The following is a 19849-nucleotide window of genomic DNA, read 5'->3' on the forward strand; positions in this document are numbered from 1 at the left end:
TCCGAACCGTGCGACGTGACCCCCTCCACGACCCCCTTCACGACCTCCACGACCGACGCGATCGCCTTCACGACCGCCTCGTCCGCGCGCGCGTCCTCGACCAGTCGCTTGACCCCGCCCGTTCTCCGCCGATGTATCTGACCCTCCTCGGGGCCCTCTTCGTCGGGCTCGGCCTCGCGATGGCGTGGTACGGGCTCCGGCCGCTCGCGGTCCTTCCGCGGCTGCTTCGGGCGGCGGTCGAAACGCCCGAGACCGCGGCCGACGCCGACGACGGGGCGTTCCTCGCGGTCCGTGGAACCGCGATCGACGCGGGAGAGACGCTCTCGGCCCCGTTCTCCGGATCCGACTGCCTCGGCTTCGAGTTCGAGGTCACGGAGCGCCAGCCGTTCGCGGTCGGGATCCCGTGGCTCAACGCCCACCTCGACGACGGGGTCGCGACCGCCGGGTTCGCCCTGGAGGGTCCCGACGGGTCGAACGGGAGTCTCGCCGTCCGCCCGTCGTCGCGGCGGTTCGCGCTCGACACGGCGTCGACGGTCGTCCGCGTCGGGGCGACGGAGACGCCCCCGGACCGGATCCGGCGGTTCGTCGACGCCCGCGAGGGACTCGATCCGGTCGCCGGCTGGATCGCGGCGATCCCCTTCTTCGGCACGCGCCGGTACGTCGAGCGACGGATCACGCCCGGTGAAACGTACCTCGTCGCCGGGACGGTCGAGCGCGAGGAAGGAGGACGCCCCGCGCTCGCCGGGGACCTCGTGATCACGGACCGGTCGGTCCGCGGATTCGCGCTCTCGCGGCTCCGACGAGCCGTCTTCCCGTTCCTCGTGAGCGTCCTGTTCGTCGCGATCGGGCTGTGGGGGGTCGCGGCGTGAACGTGCCCCGGCGGAAGGGTTCGATCGTCCGTCGTCGACGGCGCGGTGAACGCCGTCGGCGCTCCGAACGTCACTCGTCCCCGCCCCGTCGCTCGTGGCGGGCGAGCGACTCCAACGGGAATCGGAAGGCCGCTGGCGGCCGGCACGACGCGCCGGCGAGGCCGCATCGCGGATCCGTCGTGCGATCGGGCGGTCCCGGCGAGGATCGGCCGTATCGACCCTCCCGGTCGGCGAGTTCCGACGGACCCGTTGAGCACGGGGCGCTAGTCGGTGCGAGAACGGGTCGGATCACCGAGACAAGTGGACGAAGTACCAGTCGCCGTCGTACCGAGCAAGTGCGTCGTGTCTCCCGTCCTCATCGGTGAGTTGACCGCGGAGATCACCGAACGCGTCCGAATACGGTCGACACTCCGTGTATGTCCCGTCGATCGCTTGCGTGATGACGTCTCGCTGTCGGTCCGTGAGCGGGTCGAGGACGGTACCGCGTTCCCTCCGGATATGTCCGAAAAACGCCTCCGGCGATCCAGCCACGAGTTCCGTAGAGACGGTCGTGCTCGTGATCTCGACCGTTCGTCGCTCGTCGAAGACCAGTCGTAGCAGTACGTCGTTCCAGCGGAGATGGCGGCTGTCCGTCTCGGGGACGAACATCGATCGGTCCCGCAGTTCCTCGTTTTCGTACGCGAACACGGCCGAGAACGAATAATGCGGTGCGTGAAGGAGATGTGGATTCCCGACGGCACTGAGGAGCGACTCGCGGTCGTGAGCCGGGAGATCCGTAAACGCGTGGATGCGGGTGTCGTTCGGAAGCGACGACTCATCGACGTCGAGGTCGACCGAGTACACGTACCCCGTCGTCTCCGTCGCGTCGAGATCGGTCGCTTCGACGCGATAGAAGTCCGTCGACTCCGTGACGACGTACTCCTTCGGCGGGTGTAGCGAGTAATAGCTCCGAGAGGTAGCCGCACCGGTCTCCGACTCGAGTGCGCGAGCCACGAGAGTCCGTGTGGCGTACGGCAGCGATTCGATGTAGGTAGTGAACTCGTTTTGGACGTGAGACGCCGTCACCCGCTGTAAGGAGAAGTGAGTGCCGTCGGCACACGAATCCGAACGTCCGTCACGGCCCGGCACCCGGAGACACCCGGCGGTCGAGAGGCCCGTGACTCCGACGGCCGCCAGAACCGCTCGGCGTTTCATACGCGTGTGTACCGGACTCCCCGATAAGTCCCTACGGTACGGTCAAACACCCGCTTGAGTCACCTGCCAGCGACACGCCTCGCGGTCGCCGACGACTCGGTGCCACGCTCCCTGAGGCGAACGCGTTCCGCCGATCTCACTCCGGCGACGACACCCGCACGACCTGCTTGCCGACGTTGTCGCCGGAGAAGAGCCCGAGGAAGGCGTCGGGCGCGTTCTCCAGCCCCTCGACGACGGTCTCGCGGTGGGCGATCTCGCCGTCGGCGACCCAGCCCGCGAGCCGCTCGGCAGCCTCCCCGAACCGGGTGGCGTAGTCGCTCACGAGGAGTCCCTGAACCCTCGCTCGCGGGGCGATGAGGAGCGGGAGCTTCCGCGGCCCGGTCGGCGTCTCCTCGTCGTTGTAGTGGGCGATCTGGCCGCAGACGGCCACCCGCGCGTCGAGGTTCAGTTCCCCGAACACGGCGTCCGTGATCGGCCCGCCGACGTTGTCGAAGTAGACGTCCACGCCGTCGGGGGCGGCCTCGGCGAGCGCCGCGCCGTAGTCGTCGGTCGTGCGGTAGTTGATCGCGGCGTCGAAGCCGAGGTCCTCCGTGAGCCACGCCGTCTTCTCGTCGGTGCCCGCGAAGCCGACGACGCGACAGCCGTTCAGCCTCGCGATCTGGCCCACGACGGAGCCGACCGCGCCCGCCGCGCCGGAGACGACGACCGTGTCGCCCGGCTTCGGCTCGCCGACCTCGAGCAGGCCGAAGTACGCGGTCCGGCCGGGCATTCCCAGCACGCCGAGGTACGCCGGCGGGTCGGCCACCGCGGGGTCGACGGGCGCGGCGTCGTCGGCGTCGAGCAGCGCGTGGTCGGCCCACGTCCCGTTGCCGGTGACGAGGTCGCCGGCGTCGTAGCGGTCGTCGGCGCTCTCGACGACCTCGCCGACGACGCCGCCCTTCAGCGCGTCGCCGACCGCCCACGGCTCCGCGTACGACTCCGCGTCGCGCATCCGGCCGCGCATGTACGGGTCGACGGAGAGGTAGCGGACGCGGACGAGCAGTTCGCCGGGGTCCGGCTCCGGCCGGTCTCGCTCTCGGAGGTCGAAGCAGTCGAGGTCCGGTTCGCCGCGGGGCCGCTCGGCCAGGGTCCACTCGCGCGTGGTGTCGGGCATGTCCCCCCTACTCGACCGCGAGCCAATAGCCTTCGGACGGCGGCGATCGGTCGCGGTCCGGCTCCCTGCCGCGAGCCGATCGACGCGGTCCGCCGCCGTTCAGTCGTCCTCGTGGCCGACCGGGCGCGCGACCATCTCGCCCCAGTGTTCGAATCCGTGGCGCGCGTAGAAGGCCTGCGCGCGCTCGTTCGCGGCGTCGACGTCGAGCACGATCCGGTCGAGCGGGAGGTCCTGGTCGGCGGCGAGGTCGACCGCGGCGTCCATGAGGTCGTCGGCGACCCCGCTCCCTCGGTGATCGGGCGCGAGGTAAAGTTCGTTTATCACGGCCGCGTCCCAAATGAACGCCAGCCGCTCGGGGAGACAGAAGACGTAGCCGACGAGGGAGGGACCGTCCGCGCCCGCCGCCGCCTCGTCGACCGCGACGGTCACGCAGCGCGGGTCGTCGGCGACGCAGCGGTCGACCCACGCGAGCCACGACTCGCGGTAGTCGTCGGTGAGCTTGCCCGCGTAGGTCGCCGCCTTCTGGTCGCCGCCGGTGTTCTCGCCGAGCCCGCGCTCGAAGGCGAGCTTCAGGTCGTAGAGTCCGTCGGCGTCGGTCGTCGCGTCGTAGGGACGGAGCGCGACGCTCACGCGCTCTCACCCGCCTCGGCGACCGCCGCGTCGTCGCCCTCCAGCACGAACTCCGCGAGCGTGGGCACGAACGTGCCGATGTCGGTGACCATGCCGATCGCCTGCGCGGAGCCGCGGTCGAGCAGCTGCGTGACGGTTGCGGGGTTGATGTCGACACAGACCGTCTTCGTCGTCGACGGGAGGCAGTTCCCGACCGCGACCGAGTGGAGCAAGGTGGCGAGCATCAACACGATGTCGGCGTCGTGGGCCTGATCGCGGATCGCGTCCTGCGCCTCCACCGCGTCCGTGACCGTGTCGGGCAGCGGGCCGTCGTCGCGGATCGACCCCGCGAGCACGGTGTCGACGTCGTTTCGCACGCACTCGTACATCACGCCCTCCGTGACGATACCCTCCTCGACCGCGGCCTCGATCCCGCCGGCGCGGATGATCTCCGAGATCGTCCAGATGTGGTGTTTGTGTCCCTTCCGCGGGTGTTCGAGCGTCTCGACGTCCATCCCCAACGAGGTGCCGTACAGGGAGCGCTCGAGGTCGTGGGTCGCGAAGCCGTTGCCGGCCGACAGCGAGTCGACGTAGCCGGCCGCGACGAGGTCCGCGAGCGCGTCGCCCGCGCCCGAGTGGATCACCGCGGGCCCGGCGACGACCATCACGTTCCCGCCCGCCGTCTTCACGTCGCGCAGCTCCGCGGCCACCTCGCGGATCGTCGACTCGGAGGGCCGCTCCGAGGAGACGCCGCCCTGCATGAAGCCGAACGCGCCGCCGGAGCCGCGGGGGCGCTCGGGCGGGTTGACGCGGATCCCCGACTCGTCGGTCGCGACGAGGTCGCCCTCCTCGACGCCGTTGAGCACCTTCGTGTACGCCCGCGGCTCCCCGTCGGGGCCGTCGGGGTCGACGATCAGCGCGCAGTCCATCTCGATCCGCTCGACGTCGATCCACTCGCCGTCGTAGCGCACCTCGGTCGGGTGGTTCGTCGTCGAGTAGAAGTCGGGGGGGACGACCTTGTCGTCGGGGGCGGCGACGAGGGTCACGTCGGAGGGATCCTCCAACACCGCGCCGTTCTGGTGGAGCTCGTGGAGGATCGCCTGGAGCGTCCCCTCGTCGTCGGCGGAGACGCGCATCCGGCAGTACGACTCGGCCTCCTCGTGGGTTCCCACGTCGAACTGCTCGACGTCGAAGGACCCACCGAGGTCCATCACCGCACCGAAACACCGCTGCATCGTCCCGCTGTCGATGATGTGTCCCTCGATCTCGACGGTTCGCGAGTGGCTCATACCTCCCCGTGTCCCCCCGCGGAGAAACCGGTTTCCCCTGCGGCCGGCGTTGCTGTCGGTGGCGTCGACGGGGTGGTGACGGAGCGTCGACGTGGCGCCGGCGGCGGACGGCGGCCGACGGCGAAACGGGTCGAACTCCCCCGGCGACCGCTCAGATCAGCCCGAGCGCCGAGAGGATCCGGTTGCCGAACACCATCGCCACCAGCCCGAAGAGCATGACCAGCCCGGAGGAGACCGTGATCGTCCGGACGGCCGCGTGCCGGTCGCCGATCGGGAGCCGGCTCACGACCGCCTCGGCGACCATCCGCAGGATCCGGCCGCCGTCGAGCGGGAACGCCGGCAGGCAGTTGAACAGCGCGAGCTGGATGTTGATCCAGCCGGTCCAGAAGAGCAGGTTCGCGAACAGGAACGCGCCGCCGCCGAGGAACGCGAGCCCGCCCTCGAGGACGTAGAAGTTGGTGATCCCGCCGGCGAAGCCGGCGAAGTTGAAGGGGAGCCCGAAGAGGCTGCCGAGCGGGAGGATCAGCGTGACGAAGACGAGCCCGAGCGCGGAGTCCGCGAGCCCGCCGATCGGGACCCCGTCGAGCGCCCCCTCGCCGCCGTCGCCGCCGAGCAGTTCGAGGTACGCGCCCGCGGGGTACTCGGAGACGCCGACGTCGTCGAGCGCGAGCCCGCTCGTGCCGGGGAAGACGCTCACGCCGATGAACCCGCCCTCGCGGTTGGGGTGGGCGTCGAGCTCGACGTCGTAGGCGACGCGCTCGTCTGCGGCGGTGTACGCGATCACCTCGACGGTCGCTCCGGGCTCGCGCCGTTGAAGCGTCGACGCGAGTTCCGCGTCGTCGCGGATCCGGTCGCCGTCGATCTCCACGATCGTGAGCGGCTCGCCGACCGCCGCGCCCGCGTCGTGGATCGGGCCGTCCTCCTGGACGCCGACGACGTACGCGCCGATCGGCACCTCGGTCTCCGTGGCGTTCCCGCCGTCGGCCGTCTCGGTCGTCACGGTCGCGCGCTCGTCGTCGCCGACGGCCGCGAGGAACGCGCCCTCGGTCCGCACCGGCTCGCCGTTCACGGCGGCGACGACGATCGGGTCGTCGTCGACCGTGACGCCGAAGGGGTTGGCGCCGGCGGAGCCGATAGCCTGGAGCTCGCGTTCGACCGTGACCTCGCGCTCCCCGTCGCCGTCGTCGACGAGCAGCGAGACGTCCGCGTCGGCGTCCGCGAGCGCGGCCTCGAACTCGGCGGCGTCCGCGACCGGCTCGCCGGCGACCGCCACGATCCGGTCGCCGCGCGCGAGGTCCGCCTCGGCCGCCGGCGACCCCGGGTTCACCTCGCCGACCGCGTAGCCGGGCGCGACGCCCATCGCGCCGACGACGGGCCCGAAGAGCAGCGCGAAGACGACGACCGTGAGGACGACGTTCGCGGTGACGCCCGCGGCGAACATCCGGGCGCGCGCGCCGCGGGACGCCTCCCGAGTCGCCTCCTCGTCCGGTTCGACGAACGCGCCGACCGGGAGGATCGCGAGGAAGACGAGCCCCATCGAGTCGATCTCGATGTCTTCGACGCGACAAAGCAGGCCGTGGGCCCCCTCGTGGACGACCATCGCGATCGCGAGCCCGCCGACGATCTCGGGCGCGACCGACAGCGGGAGGAACTCGTTGACGCCGGGGATGATGAGGAAGTTCTGCGGCTGCTGGATCGCGGAGGGCTGCGTGGCCGACAGCGCCGACATGCCCGAAGAGACGATGAGGACGAAGGATCCGACCATCGCGACGAGCGCGCCGCCGAGCCCGAGGTTCGCGACCGCGCGCCAGAACCGCCGCGGCCCGGCCAGTCGCTCGAGGAACATCCGCCCGCGACGGGTGTGGAGGGTCGTGAGCGGGCCGGAGACCCGCACGGAGTCCGGGAGGATCCCCCGGTTCCGGAGCCACGTCATGGCCGCCGTGTACGCGAGGATCCCCGTCAGGACCCACAGCACCGTGTTCATGTCGAACCCGTCAGGGTCGGCCGGGTGTAAGGCGTTCGGTTCGGTGAACCGGGATCCGGTGGGTCGGGTACGTCCCGGGCCGGTCCCCGCCTCCCGCGAACTAAAACCCCAAGTACCCCCCTGCCCAACGTCGACACATGATCGCGCTCATCGACTTCGTCTCCCGGCTGGTCGGCGACGTCGGCCGCTTCGTCGACATCTTCGCGAACGACCTGATCCTCGGTGCGGGCGACCCGCTCTCGGCGCTTCTGGTTATCGTCGGCCAGGTGTTGATACTCGCCTCCGTGGCCGTGCTCGGCTACGCCGCCCTGGGCGCGCTGCTCGGGGAGATCGGTCTCAAACTCCCCTCGCTCGGCGGCCGCGGTCGGAGCGAGTAGCCGGTCTCTCGGGTCCCGCCGCCCGAATCCGTCTCCCCGCGATCCGGGCTCAAAAGAGCCCCGAGAGCGCCTCGGCCGCGAGGTCGACGCCGGCCTCGAGATCCGGACCGAGCGGCGACCCGACGACCAGCCCGTCGGCGTGTTCCGCCAGGGCGCTCGCGCGCTCGCGGACGGTCTCGGGCGTTCCCGCCATACAGAACGCGTCGATCATGTCGGGCGTCACCAGATCGAAGGCGGCGGAGAAGTCGCCGGCTGAGACGCGCTCGCCGATCGCCGCGGCGGCGTCGGCGTCGATCCCGTGCCGCTTCAGGACGGGCGGGGCCGCGCCGCCGGCGATGAACGCCACGGGGGGACGGGCGGCCTCGCGGGCGGCCGCGCCGTCCTCGGCGACCGACACCGCGGCGTAGGCGACGAGGTCGAACCCGCCCCGCGAGTCCGGGCGGTCGGCGAGCCCGTCGTCGACCTGCTCGCGGGCCCACGCGAGGTCCTTCGGGTGCGAACCGTTGTACAGGAGACCGTCGGCGTGTTTCGCCGCCATCCGGCACATGTGCGGCCCCTCGCCGCCGACGTGGACCGGGATCGACGCCCCCTGCGGGGGCTCGTAGTTGAGCCCCGCGCCGCTCGCCTCGAAGGTCCCGTCGTGGTCGACGCGCTCGCCGGCCCACAACTTTTGAGCGGTCTTGAACGCCTCCAACACGGGCCGGAGCCCGCGATCGTCCTCGAGCCCGAGGTTCCGGAGCGTCGAGGGATCGCCGGGGCCGAGCCCGAAGACCGCTCTACCGTCGGAGAGCTCGTCGAGGGTGGCGACCTTCGAGGCGAGGGTGACGGGGTGGGTCTCGTAGGGGTTGGCGACGCCGGGGCCGAGCCGGACCGACTCGGTCGCCGCCGCGAGCCGCGAGAGGACCGCCCACGGGTCGCGGTTGTTGTAGTGGCACGTCGAGTAGACGGCGTCGTAGCCGGCGGCCTCGGCGCGGACGCCGAGGTCGACGACGCGGTGCGGGTCGTGTTCGGGGGTGAGTTCGATGCCGAGCATTGGTGGTGTCGTGTGGCTACGCCTCGTAGTTCCAGCCGCGTAACGCCTGCCGGACGAAGTCGCCCTCGACCTCGCGGAAGTGGCTGTCCGAGCCGTCGTGGTCGCCGAACGCCCAGTCGCGGACGACGACGACGGGGGTTCCCCCGTCGCCCTCGCCGGCGACGAGGTTGGCGGCGCTCGCGAGCTCGTCGATCACGTTCTGGACGGTGACGCCCATCTCGCGGCCGTCGCGGTCGCGCTCGCCGCGCCAGTCGCGGCTCGCCGGCATGCCGGCCCAGCCGATCGCGACGCCGCGTTGCCCGTGGCGGAACGGCCGGCCGCAGGTGTCGCTGACGACCACGCGGTCGGCCGCGAGCCCCTCGCGGATCCGCGCCGCGCTCTCGGAGGGGCGCTTCGGGAGCAACAGCAGGTCGCCGTCGGGAACGTTCGAGCGGTCGATCCCGGCGTTGACGCCGACGTGGCCGAAGCGGGTCGCCGTGAGCAGGAAGGGAGCCTCCATGATCAGTTCGGTGGACTCCTCGAGGACCGCCTGCGCGAACCGGGGGTCCTTCTCCTCGCCGGCGATCTCGGAGAGCCGGTCGGCGATCTCGTTCGCGCGGGGGCTCGCCGGGAAGTCGTCGAGGTCGCGCGTGCGCCCCTCCGCCTTGGAGACGACGGTGCTGGCGACGACGACCACGTCGTCGTCTCGGAGGTCGACGCGCTCGCCGATCATGGCCGCGAGGTCGTCTCCCTCCCGGATCTCCGGGAGGTCCGGGACGGCGAACAGCTCCATACACGACCCTGCGCGTCGGCGAGGAAAAACCCCGCCGGTACCGGGCCCGCTTGACGGTACCCAGTGAACCGGATCCGCCGACACGATGGTTTATACACGAATGCGGTGGCGCGTGCCCGTGAGCGGCCGCCCTCGGCGGCCGCGAACGGCACCGCGCGAAGGAGTCGGCTGGCCGAAGTGAAGCGGAGGGCAGTCGACGAGGCTGGGGAGGCGTGAGGTGCAGTGCTGTGCGGGGTGGGACTCAAAGGGGCAGCCGTGAGGCGGGCGCAGGCGACGTAAGGACCGCAGGGAGTGAACGAAGTGAGCGAGCGAGGACCGCAGCGAGCGTGCGCCCGCCTCACGGCTGGGGCTTTGGAGATCGTCTCCGGGCTAGCAGTCGTGTACAGTCGAGCGGCTGGAGCGTCGGACGTGTCTCACATCCCTTCACTCATCGAGATGAGATCGTACTCGACCGCTCCGCACACCTTATAAACGACTCCGCCGATCTCGTACTTGTGGATCTCCACGTCCGGTACGAGGGCGACGACGACCCCGACAAGTGTACGGCCCGGAAGCTCGCGCGGTTCGACCTCGCGGAACTCCACCGGTCGGACCGGGCCACCCCCTACGGGGTCGTCCTCAATCCCCACGCCGAGCGGGCGCTCTCGCCCGCCGACGCCGACATAGCCCGCGAGGAGGCGCTCGTCGCGCTCGACTGCTCGTGGGAGTCGGCGGGCGAGAAGACGTTCTCGCTTCCGGGCGAGCACCGCGCGCTGCCGTACCTCGTCGCCGGAAACCCCGTGAACTTCGGCCGGCCGATGCGGCTCACGACGGTCGAGGCGTTCGCGGCCGCCCTGTCGATCCTCGGCGAGCCGGACCACGCCGAGCGGGTCATGGCGAAGTTCACCTGGGGCGAGACGTTCCTCGAACTCAACGAGGAGCCGCTGCGGCGGTACGCCGACTGCGCGGACTCGAGCGAGGTCGTCGCGGTCCAGCAGGAGTATCTCGACCGGGAGTGAGGCGGCGATACGTCCGGTTTCGGCCGAGGATACGAAACGGAAGACGTGGTCGCGGAGGACGAATCCAACCCGCCAGCCGCTCGGCAATCCACTACTGAAGCCACGCTCGGGAAGAACATCTTCAAAGCCCCGGTCGCGAGGACTCGCGCGGCTCGCTGTGCGCTTCAGTCGCTCGCGTTGCTCGCTCCTTCCAGTGCTTACGTCGCCGTGCTTCGTCCTCGCGACTGCCCCTTTGAGTCCCACCCCGCACCTCACGCCTCCCCAGCCTCGCTGCTCACTTCGTTCGCAGCGTCCCTCGCGAGCGGTTCGCGCCCTCCGGGCGCTCACCGGCGCGCCACCGCGATCGAGATCGATCCTCGAAAGACCTGACAAAACTTCTTTTTCGACCCTCACTCCCCGAGGACGCCGCCGATCGCCCCCGCGAGCGCGGAGTCGATGGCGAACAGGAACGTGAGGAGGAGTCCGACGACGAGGACGCCCGCGCCGCCTAACAATCCGCCGAGCGGGCCGCCCGCGAGCCCGAGCAGTCCGCCGAACGCGGCGAGCAGCAGCGTGACGACGACCCCGCTCACGGAGCCGGCGAGCAGGCCGTGCCACGTCCCCGACAGCAGGCCGCCGCCGGCGACGTAGCCCGCGACGAACCCGCCGATCAGTCCGGCACCCACGTGGCCGATCACGGGCGCGAACGTCGCCAGCAACCCGGCGATCACGGTGACGACGAACCCGTAGCCGACGGCGCGCCAGTCGGTCATGCCCGCTCGTAGCCGACCCGGCGATAAATACTCGCCGTCGTTCGCCGCCCGTATTATTAAATATTTCTTGTAGAATATGAACTACTTATAAATATACGGCGTATTCTGGCAGATGGATTAATAACCGTGGCTCGGTTAGGGATCGCCAATGAGCGAACGAAACGGGACGACCGACACCGGATCCGGCGACGCCGAGGGCGGCGCGCCCGAAGGCCGCGATCCCGGCGGTGCCGGTCCCGAGACTCACGGTTCCGAGCTCCGGCTCACGGTCCCCGACATGGACTGTGCGTCCTGTGCGGGCAAGGTCGAGGGAGCCCTCGACCGCGCGGGCGTCCTCTCGGTCGACACGCGGCCGACGACCGGGGTCGTCGTCGTCACCCACGACCCGGCGGTGCTCGACGCCGACGCGGTCGTCGCGGCGGTCGAGGGCGCGGGCTACGACGTCGCCGACGCGGACGCGGACACGGTCGCCGACGACCTGTGGCGGAGCCCGCGAGCGATCGCGACCGCGGCCGGCGGGATCCTCCTTATCCTCGGACTCGTCCTCGAGTGGCTCCTTCCGGGAGCGAACCCCGTCTTCGCCACCGTCGGCGGGGGCGTCGGAATCGTCGGCCCGTGGGAGGTCTCGGGCGCGTCGCTCGCGTACCTGCTGGCGATCGCGGTCGCGGCCCCGCCGATCCTCCGGAACGGCTACTACTCGCTGCGGGGACTGAGCCTCGACATCGACCTCCTGATGTCGATCGGCGTGGTCGCCGCCCTGCTGATCGACCTCCCGTTCGAGGCGGCGACGCTCGCGGTGCTGTTCTCGACCGCGGAGCTGCTGGAGCGCTTCTCGATCGACCGCGCGCGCACCTCGCTGCGGGAGCTGATGGAGCTCTCGCCCGACGAGGCGGTCGTGATCCGCGACGGCGCGGAGGAGACCGTCCCGGCGGCGGCGGTCGCGGTCGGCGAGCGGCTCGCGGTCCGACCCGGCGAGCGCGTCCCCCTCGACGGGGTGGTCCGCGAGGGGTCGGGAGCCGTCGACGAGTCGCCGATCACCGGCGAGTCGGTGCCCGCGGAGAAGGAGCCGGGCGACGAGGTGTACGCCGGCTCGATCAACGAGGCCGGCTACCTCGAGGTCGAGGCCACCGCGCCCGCCGAGGAGTCGACCATCGCGCAGGTGGTCGAACTCGTCGAGGCGGCGGGGGCCGAGGAGACCCGCGCCGAGCGGTTCGTCGACCGGTTCGCGGCCGTCTACACGCCGATCGTCGTGACCGCCGCGGTCGCGACCGTCGTCCTCGGTACCGTCGTCGTCGGCGGCCCGACGGAGACGTGGTTCGTCCGCGGACTCACCCTGCTCGTGATCGCGTGTCCGTGCGCGTTCGTCATCTCGACGCCCGTCAGCGTCGTCTCCGGGGTCACCGCCGCCGCGCGAAACGGCGTCCTGATCAAGGGCGGCGAACACCTGGAGGCCGCGGGAGACGTCGACGCCGTCGCCGTCGACAAGACGGGGACTCTCACGACCGGCGACCTCGCGGTCACCGACGCCGTCCCGCTCGGCGGCACCGACGCCGACGATCTCCTCGCGTGTGCGACCGCCCTGGAGCGCCGGAGCGAACACCCCGTCGCGAAGGCGATCGTGGCGTACGGAGAGGACGCCGGCGAGGAGGCCGGCGGAAGCGACGGCGGTGCCGACCGCGACGACCCCGTCCGCGACGACACCGACCGCGACGTGACCGGCTTCGAGGCGCTCGCCGGCGAGGGCGTCCGGGCGGAGATCGGCGGCGAGACCCACTACGCCGGCAAGCCGTCGCTGTTCGAGGAGCTCGGTTTCGACCTGGGTCACGCCCACGTCCGGACCGACGGGGGACGCCTCGAGCGGTTGGACGAAACCGGCGCGGTCGACGGAAGCGGATCGTCGGACGGCACCGATCGGCTCGACGAGCCCGAGCCCTGCGAACACGGCGAGTACCTCGACCTCGCCGGCGAGACGATCCCCCGGCTCCAGGCCGCGGGCAAGACGGTCGTGCTCGTCGGCACCGAGGAGCGGCTGGAGGGCGTCATCGCGGTCGCCGACGCCGTCCGGCCGGAGGCGGCGTGGGCCGTCGATCGGCTCCACGCGCTCGGGATCGAGCGCGTCGTGATGCTCACCGGCGACAACGAGCGGACCGCCCGCGCGATCGGCGAGACCGTGGGCGTCGACGAGGTCCGCGCCGAGCTGCTCCCGGACGAGAAGGTCGCCGCCGTCCGCGAGATCGGCGACGAAAGCGACGGCGGGGTCGCGATGGTCGGCGACGGGATCAACGACGCTCCCGCCCTGGCGGCCGCCGACGTCGGGATCGCGATGGGCGCGGCCGGCACCGACACCGCCCTCGAGACCGCGGACGTGGCGCTCATGGCCGATGACCTGACCCGCCTGCCGTACGTGATCGACCTCTCGGCGCGCGCCGGACGGACGATCCGGACGAACATCGGCGCGTCGCTGGCCGTGAAGGCGCTTCTCGCCGCGGGCGCGCCGTTCGGCTACGTCACCGTCGCGATGGCGGTGATCGTCGGCGACATGGGGATGAGCCTCGGCGTCACCGGCAACGCGCTCCGGCTCGGGAGCGTCGAGCCGGCGGAGCCGCCGGAGGCGAGGGAACCGCCGGAGCCTGCGGTTGCGACGGGAGCGACCGACTCGACTGAAACGACGGAGTAGTCCCCGGCGAGTCCGGATCCGGTTTGGTGATCCCGATGAGATCCTATTTTCGGACACGCCATCGTCTGAACCGGCCGTCGTATCTCGAGTGTTAGTGGTACGGGTATTTCGTGAGTGATCGAGGTGATACGAAGAAAATCGTTGCTGGCGCGGTGATCACGATCACGGAGACCATCCCCAAAGCCCCAGCCGGCTCCGGTCGAGGGCCTCGCTGCGGTCCTCGTCGCTCACTATGTTCGCTCCTGCGGTCCTTACGTCGGCCGTCTTCCCGGAGCCGACTGCCCCTTTGAGTCCCACCCGTCCCGCACAGCCTCGCACCTCACGCCTCCCCAGCCTCGCTGCTCACTTCGTTCGCAGCGTCCCTCGCGGGCTCCTCGCGCCCATTGGGCGCTCGGAGGCGCGCCACCGCGATCGGTCAGTGTTTAGACTCCATTGACCGCGACCGTGACCCTCCATCGATCCGAAGGTTTCGACGGGGGCGGTCAGGTTTAACAGCGCGCCGCGTCTATCGGAAGCCGAGATGCCCTCCGAGAGCGGTTCCGCCGGGGAGACGACCGAGACGGTCGAGGCGGCCGCCCCGTCAGAGACGACCGGCGAGTCGGCGAGCGATGCCGAGTCGGAGACGACGACCGACCCGGACTCCACCGCTGCCCCGGACACGGTCCCCGATCCGGTCGAGTGGGGTCCGGTACGACACGATCGGCTCCGGTCGCTCGCGCTCGGCGTGACGCTCCTCGTCGTCGTCGGGATCCTCCTCGTCGCCGGGATCGTCGCCGTCGGCGTGGCGAGCGCGGCGTGGACTGCGGCGACCGGCGACGGAACGCTCGGGGGCGGAAGCGAGCTGTGGGTGCTCGCCGTGCTGCTTCTCGTCGGCGGCCCGTTCTCGCTTCTCTACCTCCTGATCGCCTACGACCGGTCGACGAAGGGAGCGCGGGAGCGGATCCGGTCGACGTTCGGCGACTACTCGCTCTCGCGAGAGTCGATCCGGCCCGCGTGGGTGCTCGCGGGCGCGCTCCCGATCGGCGCGCTCTGGGTGTGGGGCCCCTCGCCGACCGAGATCGGGCTGTTCTACCTCTTCCCGCTGATCTGGTTCCTGCCGGTCCTCGTCGGATCGAAGGGAACGTCGGTCCGACTCGACCCCGCGGAGCGCGTCGTCGAGCGGACGGACCACACGCACGACCGGACCCGATCGGACGACCTCGATTCCGTGATCCGGACCCGCCGGATCGACCTGCCGTGGACGACGCTGTTCCTCCTGGCGTACCGGGGGAACGCCTGGTACCGGTCGACGCCGTGGCTGTTCGTCCCGAGCGAGCGGGCCGACGCGGTCGAGGCGGCCCTCGACGACGTGCTCGCGCGCTCTCCGGGCCCCGACCGGGCGAGCGTGCCGGAACGGGTCACCCTCGCGATCCTCGGGAGCAGCTCGCTCGTCGTCGGCCTGGCGATGTCGGTCGCCGGGGCGGACGGGGGCGGGATCGCGTTGGGGCTGCTCTCCGCGCCGTTCACCCTCCTGTTTCTGGCGCTCGCGGCCCGGCTGTGACCCGGCGGCGGACCGTCGTGACCCGCCGGCGAGCGGGTTCGAGCCGTCCGAGAGATCACCCTCACCGGACGACTCAAATAGCCGTACGCCCTATCCGGAAACATGGACCGCAAGCGGCTGGAGCGGACGTTGGCCGAGGAGTTCGGGGGGACCGGCGCGGAGCGGCGCGTGGTCGCCCGAGCCGCCAGCGACCTCGCCGACTCCGGGAAGCCCTCCACCGACCGCGGACACGCGCTGACCGTCCCCGGCGTGGTCCGGCACCTCTCGGACGCGCCCGACGGCTCGTCGCTCGTCGAACGCTGGAACTGGTGGATGGGCGCGCTGGAGACGGCCTACGGCGGCTACGACTACTTCACGGTGCGGTTCGTCGAGGACGACGAGGAGGCCGGCCTCCGCCGGTAAGGCTCGGACGCCACGCCCGACTCCGGGGAAGAGGCTATTTGGGTGGGGGGTGTCTCCCCCGCTAGATGGACGACCGAACGATCGACGACGAGTTCGACCTGTTGGAGGCGACGGTCGACGAGATACACGCCGCCTTCGAGGCGGGGACGCTGACCGCCGAGGGGCTCACCGGGGCGTACCTCGACCGGATCGACGAACACACCGACGACCTCAACGCGATCCTGACGGTGAACGAGGCGGCACTCTCTCGCGCCAGGGAGTTGGACGACCGGTTCGCGGCCGACGGCCCCGTCGGCCCGCTCCACGGGGTCCCGACGGTCATCAAGGACAACCACGACACCGCCGACATGCCGACGACGGCGGGGTCGGAGCTGTTCGCGGAGTTCGTTCCCGACGAGGACGCGTTCGTCGTCGAGCGGCTCCGGGAGGCGGGCGCGGTGATCCTCGCGAAGGCGAACCTCCAGGAGCTCTCCTTCGGCGTCGACTCCGTGAGCTCGCTCGGCGGCGAGACGCGGAACCCCTACGCGCTCGACCGGCGGCCGTCGGGATCGAGCGGCGGGACCGCCGCGGCGATCGCGAGCAACCTCGCGGCGGTCGGCACCGGCACCGACACCTGCTCGTCGGTTCGGTCCCCGCCGGCGTTCGCGAGCCTCGTCGGCGTCCGGCCCACGCGGGGGCTCGTGAGCCGCACGGGGATCGTCCCGCTCTCGGCGACGCAGGACACCGCGGGGCCGATCGCCCGAACCGTCGCCGACGCGGCGCGGACGCTCGAGGCGATGGTCGGATACGACCCGGACGACCCGGTCACGGCGCTCGGCGTCGGCGAGGTGCCGGAGAAGGGGTACGCGGCGCACCTCGACGCCGACGGGCTCGAGGGCGCGCGGATCGGCGTCGCGCGCGACCTCTTCGAGGTGTCCGACCCCGAGAACCCGGCGGCGGACACCGCGGAGGCGGTCGTCTCCGTCGTCGAGTCCGCGATGGAGGAACTCGAGGCGGCGGGCGCGACTCTCGTCGATCCGGTCGAGGTCGTCGACCGGGAGTTCCTCGACTCCGCGCGGGTCGTCGGCAAGGAGTTCGAGCGCGACTTCGACGCGTACCTCGCCGCGCACGACGGGACGCCCGTCGACTCGCTGCGGGAGCTGGCCGAGAGCGGGACGATGGCCCCGAGCGTCGAGGAGCGCGTCCTCGACGGCGGGATCCTCGGCGTGGCCGAGGGGGTGGACGACGACCTCGAGTACCAGCGGGCGCTCGCGCGACGCGAGACGGTCCGGACCGAGACGGTGAACCGGCTGGTCACGGAGGACCTCGACGCGCTGTTGTACCCGCCCTCCATGGCGCTGCCGGTCGAGATCCCCGACCACCAGCCGTTCTCGGAGATGCGCTGTGAGCTCTCCGCCCACACCGGGCTTCCCTCGATCGTGTTGCCCGCCGGGTTCGCCGACGCCGACGGCGAGGAACTGCCGGTCGGGTTCGAACTCCTCGGCCGGCCGTTCGCCGAGCCGCGGCTCCTCGAGCTCGGGTACGCCTACGAGCGGGCGGCGGAGCCCCGCCGGCCGCCGGAGCGGTTCGCGTAGGCGGGTCGACCGTCGGACCGGGCTCCCGGCCGCGACCGTTCGGGAGCGCTTCACTTTCAGTTTCACTCCGCGGTTGGCTCGGTTATAGGGGCGTTCCGTTCGAACCCGCAGGTATGAGCGTGTCATCGGAGGACCGGCCGCGGTACGCGTCGCCGACGCGCGTGGACGTCACGGAGTGTCGAACCGACCGCATCGCCGACCGGGTCCGGTCGAACCGGGTCGCCGGCGGCGAGGTCCACCTGGAGCGCCGCGGCGGGCGGACGTACCTCGTGGCGACGCCGACGGAAGGGACCGCGTCGCGGTCGCGGTAGGAGCTCGGAACGAGAAGGGAGGCGGAATCGGGACGAAGACCGAGAAACGGCCGGCGTCAGTCGTCCGCGGTGATCGGGTTACGGGCGTCGTCCCCGGACGAGAGGAGGCTCTCCAACCCGACGCCGAGCGCCTCGTTCGTGCGCTCCACCGACTCCGCCGCGGAGAGGTCCGTCGTCAGCGCGCGGATCGCGTCGACGTTCTCGGGGACCACGTCCGCCTCCTGGTGGACGTTCTCGAAGAGGTACAGGTCGCGTCCGGAGACGTTTATCGACTCCTCCCAGACGCAGTTCTCCCAGAGGTCGCCGCGGGGTCGACCGCGGTCCATCGCGTACTCCTTCAGTTTGCCGGCCCCGTCGATGGCGGCCGCCTCGGGGATGGTGAAGATCCGGGGCTCGTCGGCGAGCAGGTCGCGGACCGCCTCGGTGGTCGGGGACTCCCGGAGCGTGACGTTGACGCTGTGGGTGTGCATCGTGGTCACCGGGGCCTTCAGCGCGGCGGTGTCGACGGTGACGTCCGGCAGGACGGTGTTCACGTCCGGGCCGTGGTGGGAGGGGACCGTCGTCGGGTCGGGCACCACGTCGTTTATCGGGCCGCGCTCGGTCTCGCTCGGGTCGCCGCCGCGCCGGACCAGGGTGACGCGGGCCTTCTCGACCCCGTACGACTCCTCCAGCGGCGCGAGGAGGCGGGCGAGCCCCGTGGTGTTACACGAGACCACGCGCAGGGTGTCGGCCTCGCGGCCGGCCTCGAAGTTCGTCCGGGCGTTGAAGGAGGCGTCCGCCACGTCGGCGTCCTCGCCGCCCTGGAAGATCGCGGGCGTGTCGTGGGCCGCGTACACCGACCGGTTCTGCGCGCCGATCCCGGAGGGCGCACAGTCGACGACGACGTCGACGGCCTCGAGCAGGTCGGAGAGGGTGCCGGCGATCCCGACGCCCGCGGTCTCGAACTCGTCCGCGCGATCGGCGATCGCGGCATAGAGGTCGTAGCCGCGCTGGACCGCCGCCTCGGTCTCGTAGTTCGGTTTCGTCTTCGTGACGCCGACGAGTTCCATGTCGGGCTGGGCCGCGACCGCGTCCGCGACGCGTTTCCCGATCGTCCCGTAGCCGTTGACGCCCACGCGTATCATATCTTTATGTCCACTATGACACCCTATAATCTTTTCGAGTAAAATAATAAGAAATTAACTACTTCGTGAGTAACGACTCCGTTAATTCGCGCCGGGAGAGAGATACAACCTTGTTCCGTAACTCAGTAATAATAGAGTAATCGGTCGCGTGTGCGCTCGATCGGCCGGTCTCCGGCCGCGTCCCGGATCGACCGGGACGGGATGGCAAGGACTAACGCCCGCGGCGACCCACGGCGTGACATGAGCGATCACCTCGCGGAGGCGGCCCGGACCGCCGTCGACCAGTGCCTGGACGTGAAGGCGGACGAGTCAGTGGTCGTCGTCACCGACGACGAGCGCGAGCCGATCGGGGAGGCGCTGTACGCGGCGGCGACCGCGGCCACCGACGACGCGACGCTGCTGAAGTACCCGCCGAGCGACCAACACGGGACCGAGCCGCCCGCCCCCGTCGCGGCCGCGATGGCCGAGAGCGACGTCTTCTGTGCGCCCACGACGAAGAGCCTGAGCCACACCCGCGCCCGCGGGGCCGCCTGCGACGCCGGCTCGCGCGGCGCGACGCTCCCGGGGATCACGGAGGAGGTGTTCGTCACCGGGCTCGACGCCGACTACGCCGCCATCGACGCCGCCTGCGACCGGACGCTCGACGCGGTCGGCGACGCCGAGGAGATCCGCGTCACGTCGCCGGCGGGAACGGACGTCACCTTCGGGATCGGCGACCGCGAGTGGCTCGCCGACACGGGGATGGTCCACGACCCCGGCGACTTCTCGAACCTGCCGGCCGGCGAGGTGTTCGTCGCGCCGGAGACCGCGACCGGGACCTACGTCGTCGACGGGACGATGATGCCCCACGGCCTGCTCGACGACGGCGAGGCGCTCGCCTTCGAGGTCGAGGACGGCCTGGTCACCGCGATCGAGGACGACGCGATCCGCGCCGACGTCGAGGCCGCCGCGGAGGAGGTCGGCGACGCCGCCTACAACCTCGCCGAGCTCGGGATCGGCACCAACGTCGGCGTCGAGGAGCTCGTCGGCTCCGTCCTCCTCGACGAGAAGGCGGCGGGGACGGTCCACGTCGCCATCGGCGATAACGCCGGGATCGGGGGCGAGACCGACGCGCCGCTCCATCTCGACGGGATCATCCGGAACCCGACCGTCTACGCCGACGGCGAGGAGGTCGCGCTGCCGAGCCCCTGA

Annotated in this window: 18 protein-coding genes; 9 read left to right on the plus strand and 9 right to left on the minus strand. The window is 71.1% G+C overall.

Going from position 1 to position 19849, the window contains the following annotated elements; all coding sequences use genetic code 11:
* A partial coding sequence (locus tag AXA68_RS00005; RefSeq protein ID WP_232745031.1) for a hypothetical protein occupies nucleotides 1-869 on the plus strand: 869 nt, incomplete at its 5' end.
* 288 nt (nucleotides 870-1157) lie between these two features.
* Here the strand turns inward: AXA68_RS00005 and AXA68_RS00010 are convergent.
* From AXA68_RS00010 to AXA68_RS00030, 5 genes are all read right to left on the minus strand, one after another.
* Nucleotides 1158-2063, minus strand: a complete 906-nt coding sequence (locus tag AXA68_RS00010) for a hypothetical protein (RefSeq protein ID WP_066411132.1) — start codon at nucleotides 2061-2063, stop codon at nucleotides 1158-1160.
* A gap of 136 nt (nucleotides 2064-2199) precedes the next feature.
* Entirely contained in the window at nucleotides 2200-3216 is a 1017-nt protein-coding gene (locus AXA68_RS00015) for an NADP-dependent oxidoreductase (protein WP_066411135.1), read from the minus strand.
* A 99-nt stretch (nucleotides 3217-3315) separates the two neighbouring features.
* Entirely contained in the window at nucleotides 3316-3846 is a 531-nt protein-coding gene (locus AXA68_RS00020; protein WP_066411137.1) for a GNAT family N-acetyltransferase, read from the minus strand.
* Nucleotides 3843-5114 carry an ornithine cyclodeaminase gene (locus AXA68_RS00025; RefSeq protein WP_066411144.1) on the minus strand — a complete coding sequence of 424 codons (1272 nt, stop codon included), beginning with the start codon at nucleotides 5112-5114 and terminating at the stop codon, nucleotides 3843-3845. Before AXA68_RS00025 ends, AXA68_RS00020 begins: the two co-directional genes overlap by 4 nt.
* 151 nt (nucleotides 5115-5265) lie before the next feature.
* The gene (locus tag AXA68_RS00030; RefSeq protein ID WP_066411146.1) at nucleotides 5266-7098 is read right to left on the minus strand and encodes a site-2 protease family protein; all 1833 of its coding nucleotides are present in this window, start codon (nucleotides 7096-7098) and stop codon (nucleotides 5266-5268) included.
* 137 nt (nucleotides 7099-7235) lie between these two features.
* Between AXA68_RS00030 and AXA68_RS00035 the strand changes: the two genes are divergently transcribed.
* Entirely contained in the window at nucleotides 7236-7475 is a 240-nt protein-coding gene (locus tag AXA68_RS00035) for a hypothetical protein (RefSeq protein ID WP_066411148.1), read from the plus strand.
* 49 nt (nucleotides 7476-7524) lie between these two features.
* On the opposite strand, the gene AXA68_RS00040 is transcribed toward AXA68_RS00035, so the two are convergent.
* Both AXA68_RS00040 and AXA68_RS00045 read right to left on the minus strand, forming a co-directional pair.
* On the minus strand, nucleotides 7525-8508 hold the full coding sequence (locus AXA68_RS00040) for a 5,10-methylenetetrahydromethanopterin reductase (RefSeq protein ID WP_066411157.1): 984 nt from the start codon (nucleotides 8506-8508) through the stop codon (nucleotides 7525-7527).
* 16 nt (nucleotides 8509-8524) lie between these two features.
* Nucleotides 8525-9280, minus strand: coding sequence for a coenzyme F420-0:L-glutamate ligase (locus tag AXA68_RS00045; protein WP_066411159.1), 756 nt, complete (start codon nucleotides 9278-9280; stop codon nucleotides 8525-8527).
* Nucleotides 9281-9774: 494 nt separating this feature from the next.
* On the opposite strand from AXA68_RS00045, the gene AXA68_RS00050 reads away from it, so the two are divergent.
* Nucleotides 9775-10278 carry a DUF367 family protein gene (locus tag AXA68_RS00050; RefSeq protein WP_066411162.1) on the plus strand — a complete coding sequence of 168 codons (504 nt, stop codon included), beginning with the start codon at nucleotides 9775-9777 and terminating at the stop codon, nucleotides 10276-10278.
* A gap of 389 nt (nucleotides 10279-10667) precedes the next feature.
* On the opposite strand, the gene AXA68_RS00055 is transcribed toward AXA68_RS00050, so the two are convergent.
* Nucleotides 10668-11030 (minus strand): DUF5518 domain-containing protein, encoded by a 363-nt coding sequence (locus tag AXA68_RS00055; protein WP_066411164.1) that lies wholly within the window; start codon nucleotides 11028-11030, stop codon nucleotides 10668-10670.
* Between the two features lie 148 nt (nucleotides 11031-11178).
* On the opposite strand from AXA68_RS00055, the gene AXA68_RS00060 reads away from it, so the two are divergent.
* The 5 genes from AXA68_RS00060 to AXA68_RS00080 all read left to right on the plus strand — a co-directional run bounded on the left by AXA68_RS00060 (nucleotide 11179) and on the right by AXA68_RS00080 (nucleotide 17534).
* Nucleotides 11179-13707: a heavy metal translocating P-type ATPase gene (locus AXA68_RS00060; RefSeq protein WP_080505118.1), complete on the plus strand. Its 2529-nt coding sequence runs from the start codon at nucleotides 11179-11181 to the stop codon at nucleotides 13705-13707.
* 520 nt (nucleotides 13708-14227) lie between these two features.
* Nucleotides 14228-15247 (plus strand): hypothetical protein, encoded by a 1020-nt coding sequence (locus AXA68_RS00065; RefSeq protein WP_066411165.1) that lies wholly within the window; start codon nucleotides 14228-14230, stop codon nucleotides 15245-15247.
* Between the two features lie 102 nt (nucleotides 15248-15349).
* Nucleotides 15350-15649 (plus strand): hypothetical protein, encoded by a 300-nt coding sequence (locus AXA68_RS00070; protein WP_066411167.1) that lies wholly within the window; start codon nucleotides 15350-15352, stop codon nucleotides 15647-15649.
* Nucleotides 15650-15714: 65 nt separating this feature from the next.
* Nucleotides 15715-17223: an amidase family protein gene (locus AXA68_RS00075; protein WP_066411168.1), complete on the plus strand. Its 1509-nt coding sequence runs from the start codon at nucleotides 15715-15717 to the stop codon at nucleotides 17221-17223.
* 113 nt (nucleotides 17224-17336) lie between these two features.
* Nucleotides 17337-17534: a hypothetical protein gene (locus tag AXA68_RS00080; RefSeq protein WP_066411171.1), complete on the plus strand. Its 198-nt coding sequence runs from the start codon at nucleotides 17337-17339 to the stop codon at nucleotides 17532-17534.
* A 56-nt stretch (nucleotides 17535-17590) separates the two neighbouring features.
* Here the strand turns inward: AXA68_RS00080 and AXA68_RS00085 are convergent, their stop codons facing one another.
* Complete coding sequence (locus AXA68_RS00085) at nucleotides 17591-18658, minus strand: type II glyceraldehyde-3-phosphate dehydrogenase (RefSeq protein ID WP_066411173.1); 1068 nt, start codon at nucleotides 18656-18658, stop codon at nucleotides 17591-17593.
* Nucleotides 18659-18898: 240 nt separating this feature from the next.
* Here AXA68_RS00085 and AXA68_RS00090 point away from each other — a divergent pair, with 240 nt between their 5' ends.
* On the plus strand, nucleotides 18899-19849 hold the full coding sequence (locus AXA68_RS00090) for an aminopeptidase (RefSeq protein WP_066411176.1): 951 nt from the start codon (nucleotides 18899-18901) through the stop codon (nucleotides 19847-19849).

It is taken from the genome of Halorubrum aethiopicum (assembly GCF_001542905.1).
In the GTDB taxonomy this organism is placed as follows: domain Archaea; phylum Halobacteriota; class Halobacteria; order Halobacteriales; family Haloferacaceae; genus Halorubrum; species Halorubrum aethiopicum.